Source organism: Nocardia sp. NPDC051030, assembly GCF_040683015.1.
Classification (GTDB): domain Bacteria; phylum Actinomycetota; class Actinomycetes; order Mycobacteriales; family Mycobacteriaceae; genus Nocardia.
In genome coordinates this window covers 324779-340001 of record NZ_JBFBCD010000002.1, presented here as the reverse complement: position 1 = coordinate 340001, position 15223 = coordinate 324779, and the positions used below count along the sequence as shown (strand labels likewise).

At 69.7% G+C, this 15223-nt stretch carries 3 protein-coding genes; all 3 read left to right on the top strand.

Annotated features, from left to right (window positions below):
* The first annotated feature begins 29 nt into the window (after positions 1–29).
* The 3 genes from AB0N05_RS06060 to AB0N05_RS06050 are packed head-to-tail and all read left to right on the top strand — an operon-like array spanning position 30 to position 15222.
* On the top strand, positions 30–13301 hold the full coding sequence (locus AB0N05_RS06060; protein ID WP_364688120.1) for an amino acid adenylation domain-containing protein: 13272 nt from the start codon (positions 30–32) through the stop codon (positions 13299–13301).
* A complete protein-coding gene (locus tag AB0N05_RS06055; RefSeq protein WP_364688118.1) occupies positions 13298–14377 on the top strand; it encodes an ATP-binding cassette domain-containing protein in 1080 nt (359 codons plus the stop codon). Before AB0N05_RS06060 ends, AB0N05_RS06055 begins: the two co-directional genes overlap by 4 nt.
* Positions 14374–15222, top strand: a complete 849-nt coding sequence (locus AB0N05_RS06050; protein ID WP_364688116.1) for an ABC transporter permease — start codon at positions 14374–14376, stop codon at positions 15220–15222. The genes AB0N05_RS06055 and AB0N05_RS06050 overlap by 4 nt, the downstream gene beginning before the upstream one ends.
* Position 15223: the final 1 nt, after the last annotated feature.

Here is a 15223-nt window from a genome sequence, read left to right as displayed (position 1 = left end):
AATCTCATAACCCCGCAGGATGTCCCAGTATGGCTTTCCGCTCCGACCGGTCCGATTCCACTCCTGCACTGCCCGCGGACGCCTTCGCCTTATCGGCGGCCCAACGCGGCATCTGGTTCGCCCAGCACTTAGCCGGTGACACCCCGATCTCCATCGCCCAGTACGTCGAGCTCACGGGCGCGATCGATGCCGGGCTGCTGTCGGACGCGGCACGGCAGGCGGGCCGGGAATTCGGCACCGGATACCTGCGGCTGCTCGAAATCGACGAACTGCCCTGGCAACTCGTCGACACCACCCTCGACGACACCATCGACACCATCGACCTCGGCAATGCGCCCGATCCGGAAGCGGCCGCGCGGACCTGGATGCGCGCCGAATACACCGCACCCCTGGATATGACCCGGGATCGGCTGTGCACCATGGTCATGCTGCGCCTGGGCCCGGACCGCTGGCTCTGGTACTCGCGCTTCCACCACATTCTGCTCGACGGCGTCGGCGCGCTGACCATGCTGCAGCGCACCTCCGAGATCTACAACGCGGCCATCGAGGGCCGCGAAATTCCGCCCGGTAAGGCCGAACCGCTGCCGAGGATCGTGGAAGCCGATGCGGCATACCGCAATTCGGATCGACTGCTGGCCGACCGGGAGTACTGGCGCACCCACCTGCAGGGCATGGCCGAACCGGTCTGTCTGGGCCGCCGCACCGGGGCGGTCGACGCGCACCCACGACTGCTCAGCGGCGCACTGCCGGAGCAGACCGCATCACTGCTCGATGCCGTCGCCGCGGAACTCTCCACTAGCGCCGCGCCCGTGGTGGTGGCCGCCTTCGCCGCGTATCTCGGAGCCATGACCGGCAGCGGCGAAATCGTGCTGAGCCTGCCGGTTTCCGGCCGCACCACCGCCACACTGCGGCGCTCGGGCGGCATGGTCGCCAATGTGGTGCCGCTGCGACTGCGGCCCGCACCCGCCGCCACGGTCGGCGATCTGATTCGCGCCGCACAGGGTGAACTCACCGCGGCGCTGCGCAGGCAGCGGTATCGGCAGGAAGACATCATCCGCGATCTCGGCTGGGCCATGGACGAAGTCGCCGGATTCGGGCCGACCGTCAACCTCATGCTCGCCGACACCCGCATCCGCCTGGGCGGGGTGACCGGCCGGTTGAACGTGCTCACCTCCGGACTCATCGACGATCTGTTCGTCAATGTGTATCCGGGCGTCGGCGGCGAACAGACCCATATCGACTTCCAGGCCAACCCGAACCGCTACGACGACCATGACCTCGTCACCCTGCACGCGCGCTTCCTGGAATTCCTGCACCGCTTCCTGGCCGCCGGAGCGCAGGGCCCGCTGTCCTCGGTGGCGGCGCTGACCGATACCGAGCGCGCCGAACTGGTTCCGGCCCGCGGCCGCACCGGAGCGCGCCCGCGCACCCTGCCCGAGATCCTGCACTCCGGTGCCGCCCGCGCGCCCGGCGCGATCGCCATGCGCGTGGACGGCACCGTCTTCACCTATCGCGAACTCACCGAATACACCAACCGGCTGGCGCGGGTACTGATCGCCCACGGCGCGGGACCCGAACGGGCCGTGGCCATCTCGATTCCGCGCTCGGCGGAATCGGTGCTCGCCATGTGCGCGGTGGCCCAGACCGGCGCGGCGTTCGTACCCATCGATCCGAGCTATCCGGTCGATCGCATCGAGCACATGATCACCGACAGCGGTGTGGTGGCGGGCGTAACCGTGGGGGCGGCGCGCACCGCGCTGCCGGATCGGGTGCGGTGGCTGGTTCTCGACGACGCGGAGACCGAGAGGGCCATGGCGGCAGCCGATGCCACGACGGTCACCGATGCCGATCGCCTGGCACCCGTGCGGGTGGATCAGCTCGCCTATCTGATCTATACCTCGGGTTCCACCGGTCTGCCCAAGGGTGTGGGCGTCACCCATCGCGGCCTGGCCAATCTGGTGACCGGGTCCGGGGCCGCCTTCGGGGTGGGCTCGGATGCGGTGATGGCACACGCGGTTTCGCCGAGCTTCGACATCTCGGTGGAGGAATTGCTCGTCACCTTCGCGGTCGGCGCGACCGTGGCCGTGGTGCCGCCCGCCGCCTACGCGGGTGAGGAGCTCGCCCGCGTCTTGCGCGCGCTCGAGGTCACCCACCTGAATGTGACTCCGGCCGTGGCGGGTTCGCTGGAACCGGACACCCTGCCGCGCCTGCGGACCGTGGTGGTCGGCGGCGATTCCTGTCCGCCGGAACTGCCCGTGCGCTGGGCCGGACGCTGTGTCATCAATGGTTACGGCCCGACCGAGACCACCGTCACCGCCACCTTGAGTTCCCCACTCGCACCGGGTGATCCGATCACCGTCGGCGGCCCTTCGCGCGGTGTCAGCGCGGTCGTGCTCGATCCCTGGCTGCGGCCGGTGCCGCCCGGCGTGATCGGCGAACTGTATTTGGGCGGGGCGGGATTGGCGCGCGGCTATCACCAGCGCATCGGCCTGACCGCGCAACGCTTCGTCGCGAATCCGTTCGCGGCGGGCGAGCGCCTGTACCGCACGGGCGATCTGGTGCGCTGGCGGCGGCGCAATGGCCGCCCGGAACTGGAATACACCGGGCGCGGCGATACCCAGGTGAAGGTGCGTGGCTTCCGCATCGAACTCGGCGAGGTGGATGCGGCGGTGGCCCGGCACCCGGGGGTCGAAGTGGCGATCACGGTGGGTGCCGCCACCCCGGGCGGCGCGACCGCGCTGGTCTCCTATGTGCTCGCGGCTGATTCGACGGTCGACCCCGAGGCCGTGAAAGCCACGGTGGCGCAGCAGCTGCCGGCGCATATGGTGCCGTCGGTGGTCATGGTGCTGGGCACGCTGCCGCTCACCCCGGCGGGCAAGGTGGATCGCCGTGGCCTGCCGAAGCCGGAGTTCCGCACCGAGTCCGGGACCGGCCGTGCTCCGGCCACCGAGCGCGAGCAGCTGCTGGCGGGGATATTCGCCCAGGTGCTGGGCCTGGAATCGGTCGGCGCGGACGATAATTTCTTCGCTCTCGGCGGGGACAGCATTGTCGCCATTCAGTTGGTCGCGCGTGCCAAGACCGCCGGGCTGGGGTTGCGTGCGCGAGATGTGTTCGAGCACAAGACCGTTGCCGGACTCGCGGCCGTGGCCACCGATGCGACCGCCTCGCAGGTTCGGGAATTGCCGGGCGGGGCCATCGGCCCGGTGGCGCTCACCCCGATCGCGCACGCCATGCTCGCGCAGGGCGACACCTGGCCCCGCTTCGCGCAGGCTGTGCTCATTCCGCTCCCCCGCGATGTCGACCGATCCCGGTTGAGGACGGCGTTCCAGGCGCTGCTCGATCGGCACGATCTGCTGCGCAGCACGCTCATCCACCCGGAGGCTCCGGACACCGGCGCCGCCGAGCCGACCTGGATCGTCGGCGAACCCGGCTCGGTCGAGGCGGGCGCGCTCATCGACATCGTCACCGCCGCAGCGGATAGCGACGGCGAGGCGGAACTGCAGCGCGCGGCCGATCTCCTGGACCCGGCGGCCGGAATCGTGGCCCGCTGCGTGCTCATCGAGCGCGAGGAGGCGAATCCGCTGCTGTGGGTGGTGTTGCATCACCTGGTCACCGATGGCGTGTCCTGGCGCATCCTGCTGCCGGATCTCGCGACCGCGTGGGCGGGCGGCGAGCTGCCACCCGTGGGGACCTCGTTCCGGCGCTGGGCGCACGCACAGGTCGAGCAGGCGGCCGAGCGGGCGGCGGAATTGCCGCTGTGGCAACGTATTCTGCGGACACCCGACCCGGCGCTGGGCATCCGGGGCCTGGACCCGGCGCTCGATACCGCGGCCACGATGGAGCAGTTGCAGACCGTCATTGATGCCGAAACCACCTCGGCGGCAGTCGAACTCGTGCCCGAACGCTTCCACTGCGGCGTGGACGACGCACTGCTCACCGCGCTGGCCATGGCGGCGAGCCGGTGGCGCAGGACCCGGCACACCCTGCTCACCCTCGAAGGGCACGGCCGCGAGGAGTCGATCCTGCCCGGCGCGGATATCTCCCGCACCATCGGCTGGTTCACCAGCGTGTACCCGGTCGCGCTCGACCTCACCGGCATCGATCTCGACGACGCCTTCCATGGCGGCCCGGCCGCGGGCGCGGCGCTGAAGTCGGTCAAGGAGCAGCTGCGCGCCATCCCCGACAAGGGCGTGGGCTTCGGCATGCTGCGCTACCTTCACCCTGCGAGCGCCGCCGAACTGGCCGGATCCCCGACACCACAGCTCAGCTTCAACTACCTCGGCCGCACCGGAGCGGGAACCGGCGGCACCGAGGCCGAGGAAATCCCTTGGCTGCCCAGCCGATTCGCCGCCACCCACGATGACCGCGCACCCCTGGAAGCGGTCATCGACATCAATGCCTTCCACACCGACGCCGGTCTCGAGGTGACCTGGGCCTACGCCAGCCACCTGCTCGACGCCACCCAGGTGCGGGAGTTCGCGCAGCTCTGGGCGCAGGCGCTGACCGCCCTCGGCGCCCATGCCCGGCGCGCGGGCGCGGGTGGGCACACGCCGTCGGACTTCCCGCTGATCAGCGTGCGGCAGCCGGACATCGACGCCTGGGAGCGCGACTATCCGGCCCTCACCGATGTCTGGCCGCTGTCCCCCTTGCAGTACGGCCTGCTGTTCCACGCCCGCTACGACACCGACACCGCCGACGGCTACACCGTGCAAACCCGGCTCTCGCTGGCGGGCCGCGTGGATTCGGCTCGGCTGCGCGGTGTCGCGCAAGCCCTGCTCGACCGGCACGATGTGCTGCGCGTCGCCTTCCTCGAAACCTCCGACGGCCCCCGCCAGCTCGTGCTCGGTAGCGCCGAACTCCCTTGGCAGCAAGCCGATCTCACCGTCATCGAGGAACCCGCCGAACGCCAGCGGGAGGTGGAACGCCTGATCGCCGTGGACGCGGGCACCCGCTTCGACCTGGCTCGCGCGCCGCTGCTGCGCTTCACCCTGATCCGCACCGACGCCGAGGCGTACACGCTGCTCATGACCAATCACCATCTGGTGCTGGACGGCTGGTCGACGCCGCTGGTGGTGCGCGAGCTGCTCTCCGGGTATCTGGCCGCGGTGACCGGGCAGGCGATTCCCGCCACACCCGTGCCCTCCTACCGTGAATTCCTGTCCTGGCTGGGCGAACAGGACGATGCCGCCTCCATGGCCGCTTGGACCGAGGCCCTCGCGGGCGTGGATTCGCCGACCCGCGCCATCCCGACCCTGGCCGGGATCAGCTCCACCGAATCCGGCATGGTCTCGGTCGATCTCACCCCGGACGCGCTGTCCCGGCTCGAGGCCACGGTGCGCGGCGCGGGCGCGACGGTGAATACGGCGGTCCAGGCCGCGTGGGCGCTGCTGCTGGCCATGCTCACCGGCCGCACCGATGTGATCTTCGGCGGTACCGTGTCCGGTCGCCCGCCGCAGCTCACCGGTGTCGAGGACATGGTGGGGCTGTTCATCAATACCCTGCCCGTGCGGGTGCGGCTGCATCCGCAGGAGCGGGTCGGTGAGCTGCTGGCCCGCGTGCAGGCCGAGCAGGCGCGGCTGCTGGACCATCAGCATGTCGGGCTCGCGGCCATCCATCAGGCCGTCGGACTGTCCGAATTGTTCGACACCCTCACCGTGTTCGAGTCCTACCCCATCGACCGCGAAACCCTGTCCCAGGCCATGGATATCGCGGGCATGCGGATTCTGGATGTCTCCGGCACCGATGCCACGCCGTATCCCCTGAACCTCATGGTGATTCCGCAGCGCGCCGCCGACGGAGCCGAAAGCCTGCGCGTCACCGTGAAATACATGGCCGACGAGCTGCCCGAGACCGGCGCGCGGCGGCTGCTGGACCGCTTCGTGTACCTGCTCGCGCAAATCGCCGAATACCCGGACCACCGGGTCGCCCAGTTGCAGCACTGCGAGCCCGCCGAACGCCGGGCACTGCTGCCGGTGCGCGGTCCGCAACCGGTGCCGCTGCGCACCCTGCCCGATATTCTCGCCGCCGGAGCCCGGGTGGACCCGGACGCGATCGCCATCAGCTCCGGCTCGCTCACCATGAGCTATCGGGATCTCGACACCTGGTCCAATCGTTTCGCGCGGATCTTGTTGCGCCGCGGTGTCGGTCGTGAGGTGTTCGTGGTGCTGGCGCTGACCCGATCGGTGGAATCGGTGGTCGCGGTGTGGGCCCTCGCCAAGACCGGGGCCGCCTTCCTGCCGCTGGATCCCAACTATCCGGTCGAGCGCATCGAGCACATTCTCACCGATTCGCGCGCGCCCATCGGGGTGACGGTGTGCGCGGTCGGCGACAGCCTGCCGGGCACCATCGACTGGCTGCTGCTCGACGACCTCAACACCATTCGCCGCGTCATGACCGTCTCCGACGCACCGATCACCGATGCCGAACGCGGCGGGCCGATCACCCTCGACCAGGTCGCCTATCTGATCTACACCTCCGGCTCGACCGGCAAGCCCAAGGCCGTGCTGCTGAGCCATCGCGGACTCGCCAATCTCGCTGCCTCACAACAGAGTCTGCTGGATCTGGACGAGACCTCCAGCGCTCTGCAGGTCGCCTCCCCCAGCTTCGACGCCTCCGTGCACGAACTGCTCATGGCGCACGGTGCGGGCGGGCGGCTGGTGCTCTCGCCGCCGGATGTGTACGGCGGCAGCGAACTCGAAGAGCTCATGCGCGCCGAGAAGGTCACCCATGCGGTGATCACGCCCTCGGTGCTGGCCACCATGAACCCGCGCGGCCTGGCCGACCTGCGCTGCCTGTCGGTGGCGGGCGAGGCCGCCGGAGCCGAACTGGTGACCGCCTGGTCCGCCGACCGGCGCATGGTGAACCTGTACGGCCCCACCGAATTCAGCGTCTGGGCGACCGGCCCCGGCGAACTGCGCGCCGGGGAACCGATCACCATTGGCGCACCGATTCGCGGCGCGGCCGCCATGGTGCTCGACACCTGGCTGCGGCCCGTGCCACTGGGCGTGACCGGCGAGCTATACCTGACCGGCCCCGCCCTGGCACGCGGCTACTTCAACCGATTCGCGCTCACCGCGGGACGATTCGTCGCCAACCCGCACGGCGCGCCCGGCACGCGCATGTACCGCACCGGCGACATGGTGCGCTGGGTGGAGGTCAAGAGCCCCGACGGCGTGGAACTGGAACTGGAATACCAGGGCCGCAGCGACTTCCAGGTCAAGATTCGCGGGCTGCGCATCGAACTCGGCGAGATCGACGCCGTCCTGGCCGCCGACGACCAGGTCGAATACGCGGCCACCATCGGCTGCCCCGGACCGACCGGGCAGACCGTGCTGGTGTCGTACGTGGTGGGCCCGCCCGGCCAGCCGGTCGATACCGAACTGCTGCGCACCCGGGTCGCGGCCTCGCTGCCCGGCTATATGGTGCCCAGCTACATTCTCGAACTCGACGAGGTGCCGCTCACGCCGGTCGGCAAGCTCGACCGCACCGCGCTGCCCGAACCGGATTTCACCAGCCTGCTGGAGCGGTATCTCGCGCCCCGGACTCCGGTGGAAACCGCTGTGGCCCAGGTATTCGCGGAGGTCCTCGGGACCGAACGGGTCAGCATCGACAGGTCGTTCTTCGAGCTCGGCGGCAATTCGCTCAGCGCCACCCGGGTGGTGGCGCGCGTCAATGCCGCGCTGGGCGCGACCGTCGCGCTGCGTGATCTGTTCGACGCGCCGACCGTGGCGCAGCTGTCCGCGCGCGTGATTCCCTCGGGTGACCTGCCCGGCCGTCCGGCCCTGGCACCTCGCATCCGGCCCGATCGCGTGCCGCTTTCCCCTGCGCAGCAACGCATGTGGGTGCTCAACCGCCTGGACCCGAGCTCGGCGGCCTACAACATCACCGCCGCGCTGCGGCTCACCGGCGACCTGGACCCCGATGCGCTGCGCCGGGCCGTCACCGATGTGGTGGCCCGGCACGAGACGCTGCGGACCATCTACCCCGCCGATGCGGACGGCCCGCGTCAGGTCGTGGTGAGCGTCGAGGCCGCCGCCCCGGACATGAAGGTCATCGAGACCGAAGACGGTGCGCACCTGCACAATCGGATCGAGGAATTCACCGGGACGGGCTTCGACCTCACCCGGGAAGCACCGCTGCGGGTAGGCCTGCTGCGCGTGGACGCGGCCACCCACGTGGTGGTGCTGGTCGTGCATCACATCAGCGCCGATGGCACGTCCATGGCACCGCTCGCCACCGATCTCATGACGGCGTACCTGTCCCGGCGGCTCGGTGTCGATCCGGGCTGGTCGCCGCTGCGCGTGCAGTACGCCGACTACTCGCTGTGGCAGCGGGAAATACTGGGTGATGACCGCGATCCGGAATCCGTTGCCGCCCAGCAAGTTCGCTACTGGAGCGAGCGACTGGCCGCGACACCCGATGTGCTGGAGCTGCCCGCCGACCGGCCCCGCCCGGCCGTGCAGAGCATGCGCAGCGCGGATCTGCCGTTCACCATCGAGCCCGAATTGCACAGCGCCCTCACCGAATTGGCCGCCAAGACCGAGACCAGCCTGTTCATGGTCGTACATGCCGCGCTCGCGGTGCTGCTCTCCCGGCTCGCGGGCACGCCCGACATCCTGATCGGCACCGCCATGGCCGGACGCGGCGAGGCCGCCCTGGATGACCTGGTCGGCATGTTCGTCAATACCCTCGCCCTGCGCACCGCCGTCGACCCCGGCGGCAATTTCCGCGAATTCCTCACCGGCGTCCGCACCTCGGACCTGGATGCCTTCGCGCACGCCGATGTTCCCTTCGAGCGCCTGGTCCAGGTCCTGGACCCGCCGCGCTCCACCGCCCACCACCCGCTGTTCCAGGTCTCGCTGTCGCTGCAGAACTTCATCACCCCGGCCCTCGAATTCCCGGGCCTGCGGGTGGAAGTCGAACCGATCGAACGCGATGCCGCGCAATTCGACCTCACCTTCGAACTGCGTGATCCGGGCACGGCCGCCGCCGGGCTGGACGGCGTCCTCAGCTATGCCCTCGATCTGTTCGACCCGGCCAGCGCGGCACGACTGATCACCCGCTGGCGGCGCGTACTCACCGCCATCACCGCCGATCCGGATATCCGGATCTCCGATATCGACCTGCTGGACGACTCCGAGCGCACGGCCCTGGTGCCGTTGCGCGGCGTGCACGGTGCCGAGACCACCACCCTCGCCGAGCTGCTCACCGCGACCGCCGCCACCCGGCCGGATCACCCGGCCATCATCGCCGACGGTCGCAGCATCAGTTACTGGGATCTGTACGCGGAGTCCGACCAGCTTGCCGAACAGCTGACCTGGTCCGGCGCGGGACCGGAAACGGTGGTGGCCCTGGCGCTTTCCCGTGGCCCGGAACTGCTCACCGCACTGTGGGCGGTGGCCAAGACCGGGGCCGCGTTCCTGCCCATCGATCCGCGCCTGCCGCTCGAGCGCATCGATCTCATGCTGTCCGACTCCGCGGCCGTGCTCGGCATCACCACGGCGGCGCACCGGCCGCTGCTGCCCGATCGCGTCCAATGGATGGTCCTGGACTCGGACGACGAGCGCACGACCTCGGTCCTCAAGACCGGCACCATCCGAATCGACGATCATCTGCGGGGCGGCGTCGGTGTCGGACCGAATCCGGAAACCCGCCCGGACAACCCGGCCTGGCTGATCTACACCTCCGGATCGACCGGTACGCCCAAGGGCGTCTCGGTGTCACATCGCGGCATCGCCGATCTGGTTGCGGCACAACGGCATCTGCTCGGTCTGAACGCCAACTCCCGGGTATTGCAGGTCGCCTCGCCGAGTTTCGACGCCTCCGCCTTCGAGGCGCTGATGGCCTTCGGCTCCGGCGGCACCGCCGTGGTCGCGCCGCCGGACGTGTTCGGCGGGGACGCGCTGGCCGCACTGATCGCCGAACACCGGGTCACCCACCTGGTGATCACGCCGTCCGCGCTGGCGACCCTGGACCCCGCCGTGGTGACCAGCGTGCGGGTGCTCGCGGTCGCCGGTGAGGCCATCGGGCCGGAGCTGGTGGCGCGCTGGGCACCCGGGCGGATGCTGGTGAATCTCTACGGACCCACCGAATTCACCATCTGGGCAACCTCTTCCGAGCCGCTGCGGCCCGATAGGCCCGTCACCATCGGCCGACCCATCCGCGGTGCGGCCACCCTCGTGCTCGACGACCGGTTGCGGCCGGTGCCCATGGGCGTGGCCGGGGAGCTGTATCTGGCCGGGCCCGCCCTGGCGCGGGGCTATCACGCGCGACCGGGCCTGACCGCGGGGCGCTTCGTGGCCGACCCGTACGGCGCGGCGGGCGAACGCATGTATCGGACCGGCGATCTGGTGCGGTGGTCCGGGCAGCTCAGCCAACCCCGGCTGGAGTACCTGGGGCGCACCGACTTCCAGGTGAAGGTGCGCGGACAGCGCATCGAACTCGGCGAGATCGACGCGGTGCTGGCCCAGGCCGAAGGCGTCGAATTCGCTGTCACACTGGGTGTTCCCGGACCGGGCGGGGCCACGGCGCTGGCCGCCTACCTGCTGCCCGCCCCGGGTACCGAGCTGAATGTCGCGACCGTGCGCGCTCACGCCGATGACCGGCTGCCGGGCTATATGGTCCCGGCGGCATTCGTTGTGCTGGAGTCGATTCCGCTCAACTCCGTCGGCAAACTCGATCGCAACGCCCTGCCGGAACCGGTATTCGAGGCCGAGACCGAATACCTCGCGCCCTCCACGCCCAGCGAGACCGCGCTCGCGGAGATCGTGGCCGAACTGCTGGGCCGCGACAAGGTCGGGGTGCACGACTCCTTCTTCGCGCTCGGCGGCGACAGCATCCTCGCCATTCAACTGGTGTCCCGCGCCCGCCTGCGCGGCCTCGAACTGAGCCCCCTGCAAGTATTCGAGCACCGCACGGTCGCGGCCCTGGCCGCACTGGCCGACAGCGCGGGCGAGGCGATCGTGCTCGAGGAGCTGCCCGGCGGCGGAGTGGGCCCCATGCCGCTCACGCCGATCATGGAATGGATGCTCGAGCGCGGCGGCGACTTCGGCCGCTTCGCACAGACCGCGGTGCTGGACCTGCCGCCGGGCATCACCCGCGAACAGCTCGTCACCACGGTGACCGCGGTCGTCGATCGGCACGACATGCTGCGCGCCCAGCTCGTGCACGACGAGAGCGGCGAGCTGCCGCTGTACACGCGCCCACCGGGCGCCGTCGATGTGGACGCGCTGCTGCACCGCATCGAATTCGATGCCGCCGATACCGTGGAACTGCGGGAATACGCGATCAGCGAGGTCGACTCGGCACTGAACCGGCTCGATCCGACCCTCGGCACCATGCTGCAACTGGTCTGGTTCGACCCGGCCGGTCCGGCCTCGGCCGGTCGCGGCGGCCGATTGATCCTGGTGGCCCACCATCTCGTAATAGACGGTGTGTCCTGGAGAATCTTGATTCCGGACCTGATCGCGGCATGGGCCCAGGTCAGCGGTGGTGCCGCGGCAATCCTGCCCGACACCGGCACATCCATGCGACGCTGGGCGCATGCCTTGCGCGACGAGGCGCACAGCCCCGTCCGGGTGGCCGAACTCGACTATTGGCGCGATATCGCCGCCACACCGGACGCACCGATCGGCGGACGCGAACTCGATCCGCGGATCGACCGCGCCATCGGGGTCCGGTCGGTGGATATCGAGATTCCCGAACCTGTGACCACGGCACTGCTCACCACCCTGCCCACCCTCTTCGACGGAACCGTCGAGGACGCCCTGCTCGCGAGCCTGGCCGTGGCCGTAACCCATTGGCGGACACTGCTGTTCAATACCTGGACCACGCGGGGCGAGCCGCTGCCGGGCAATGATTCGGTGCTCATCCGCCTGGAAGGACACGGGCGGCAGCAGGAGGTCGTACCGGGCGCGGACCTGTCGCGGACCCTCGGCTGGTTCACCACGCTCTACCCCATGCGGCTCGAACTGCCGGACCTCGAGATCCACGAAGCGCTGGCGGGCGGCCCCGCCATGGGTGAGGCCATTCGCGCCGTGAAACACCAGCTCCTGGCCGTACCGGATCGCGGCATCGGCTTCGGCCTGCTGCGCTACCTCAATGCCGAGACCGCCGCCCGGCTGCCGAAACGCATGCCCGGGCGGATCGGGTTCAACTATCTCGGCCGCTACGCCACCGCCGATATTCCGGCCGGACTCGAAGGCCTCGGCTGGCTGCCCACCGACCAGCTCGGCGACCTGCACGCCACCGAACATCCCGATGTGCCCGTGCACGCGGAGATCGAGATCAATGCGGTCGTCATGGGCGACCGCCTGCAAGCGACCTTCACCTACCCCGAAACCCTGCTCCGGCGCGCGGAAGTGGCCGCGCTCGCCCAGCTGTGGTCCGAAGCCCTCACGGCCGCAGCCGATTTCGCCGCCACCCCGGCTGCACAGGAGGCCGCCGAGACCGAGGCGCGGTACGTCGCGGAACTGCGGCGCAAGGCCGAACTCGCTGCCGCACGGCCGGATTCGCCCTCCGGCATGGGCCTGGACGTGGTCCTGCCCATCCGCCCCGAGGGCGAGGAACCGGCACTGTTCTGCATCCACCCCTCCTCCGGCATCGCCTGGACCTATCTCGGCCTGGCCGACGCCCTGCGCCCCGGCCGCCCCATCTACGGCCTGCAAGCCCCGGACCTGTCCGGTGAACCGCACGCCGAATCCATCGACGACTTCGCCGAACGCTATGTCCGTGAGATCCGCCGCCTGCAACCCGACGGGCCGTATCACGTACTCGGCTGGTCCTTCGGCGGTCTCATCGCGCACGCCGTCGCGGTCCGGCTCGCGGCCGAGGGGGCACAGGTCGGCACCCTGGCGCTGCTGGACGCCGATCACACCGATATCGACGGCGACAGCATCGAAAAGCTCACCGCCGGTTCCTTCGTCGCCGCTTTCGGGTCGGTCTTCGGCATCACCGATATGCCCGCCGAGGCCACCGCCGAGGAGGCCGCGCAACTCATCCAGGACCGCACGGGCGGCGTGCGACTGGTGGACGCGCTCACACTGGAGCGCATGGCGGCCTCCTACAACGCCTCCGCCCGCACCCGCACCGGCTACCAGCGACCGGTATTCCACGGCGACGCACTGTATTTCAGCGCCACCGTGGATGCCTTGGAGGTCTTCGGCCCGCAGGGCTGGCGGCCCTGGATCACCGGCGAGATCGCCAATCACGACATCGAGGTCGGGCACGAAGAACTGACCGCGCCGCATGCGCTGGCGGTCATCGCCCGCGTCCTCGACGAACACCTGGGAGAGACACAGTGAGTAGCCAACTGGTCGACGGCGTGATCGCCGAGAACGTGGAGAAATCCTTCGGCGCGGTACACGCCTTGCGCGGCATCACCTTCAAGGCCGCGCCCGGCGAAGTGCTGGGCATTCTCGGACCCAATGGGGCCGGAAAGACCACCATGGTCAATATCCTGTCCACCCTCATCGCCCCCGACGCCGGGCGCGCACAGGTCGCCGGGCACGATGTCGTCACCGAGGCCGCCGCGGTGCGCCGCAGCATCATGCTGACCGGCCAATTCGCCGCCCTCGACGATGAACTCAGCGGTTACGAGAACCTCGTCATGTTCGGGCGGCTGATGGGCCTGCGCAAACGCCCCGCCCGCGCCCGCGCCGACGAACTCATCGAGGAATTCGACCTCACCGCCGCCGCCTCCCGCCGCGTGGGCACCTACTCCGGCGGTATGCGCCGCCGCATCGATATCGCCTGCGGACTGGTGGTGCGACCGGAGGTGGTGTTCCTCGACGAACCCACCACCGGCCTGGATCCCCGTAGCCGCCAAGGGGTGTGGGACCTCGTCGGCGGCTTCCGCAAGCACGGCATCACCACCCTGCTCACCACCCAGTACCTCGAAGAGGCCGACGCGCTCTGCGATCGCATCATCGTCATCGACCACGGCATGGTCATCGCCGACGGCACTCCCGACGAACTCAAGGCCCGCACCGGCGGCAGCTACTGCGAGATCGTGCCGCTGCGCCTGGAGGACCTCCCTGCCATCGCGACCGCCCTGGACGATCTGCTTCCCGCCGCCAATCGCGAAGCCCTGCTCGGTGATTCGGATCGCCTCGCCATCCCCGCCCCCGACGGCGCGAAGACCCTCGCCGAGGCCCTGCGCCGCCTCGACGCCGCGGGACTCGAACTGGTCGACATCGCTTTGCGCCGCCCCTCCCTCGACGATGTGTTCCTGGAACTCACCGGCCACCGCGCCGAACAGGAACCCGACGACGAACCCAGCATCCGGCGGACGACCACCGTGTCACTGCCCTCCGGCGGCACCGATCTCCAGAAGCCCACCGGCACCAGGGAACCCGCCACCGACCGGACCCGCTCATGACCGCCGTGAGCGCGCCCGCCGACGGCTGGCTCACCAGCACCCGCGCGACCCCCGCGACCCTGCGGCAGTGGTGGGTACTCACGCTGCGGCTCATCATTCCGGCGGTGACGACCGGGGAGATCCTCACCGCGATCGCCGCGCCCGCCACCTTCAGCGTCAGCTTCTACATCCCGCTCAATCGCGTAATGACCTTCGCCGGAACGGGATTCAGCAGTTACGCCCAGTTCCTCGCGCCCATCGTGATCCTGCAAGCCGCCGCGTTCACCGCCATCTCCGCTGCCTTCCGCGCCGCCACCGATATGGTGTCCGGCCTGGACCGGCGCTTCGACGCCATGCCCATACATCCGCTGGTGCCGACCGCGGCGCGCATGTCCGCCAATGTGTTCCGCCTCCTGATCGGGCTGGTGTCCGCGGTGGTGTGCACGCACCTGATCGGGTTCCGGTTCGTCGACGGCACCGCGCACACCCTCGGATTCCTCGCGCTGGGCCTGCTCATCGGCATCGCCTTCAGCCTCGGTGCGGACGTCATCGGCACCGTCACCAAGAGCCCGGAGGCCACCACCCAGATGCTGGTGCTGCCGCCGCTGATCCTCGGCATGCTCTCCACGGGCCTGGCCCCGGCCAAGCAATTCCCGCACTGGGTACAGCCTTTCGTGCGCAATCAGCCGGTCTCCCAATTCGCCTACGGGCTGCGCGCTCTGGGCGGCGACAAGCTGGGCAAGGCGGGCGAGGTGACCTGGTCGCTCATGGGGCCGCCGCTGCTGTGGGCCGCCGCGATCATCGTGGTGTCGCTGTATTTCACCGTCCGGCTGAACACGCCCCGCCAATCAAAGAAACGGTCGTGAC

Excerpts from the sequence above, each read along its gene's own strand:
- AB0N05_RS06050 (WP_364688116.1), top strand. The coding sequence starts at position 14,374 with ATGACCGCCGTGAGCGCGCCCGCCGACGGCTGGCTCACCAGCACCCGC.
- AB0N05_RS06060 (WP_364688120.1), top strand. The coding sequence starts at position 30 with ATGGCTTTCCGCTCCGACCGGTCCGATTCCACTCCTGCACTGCCCGCG.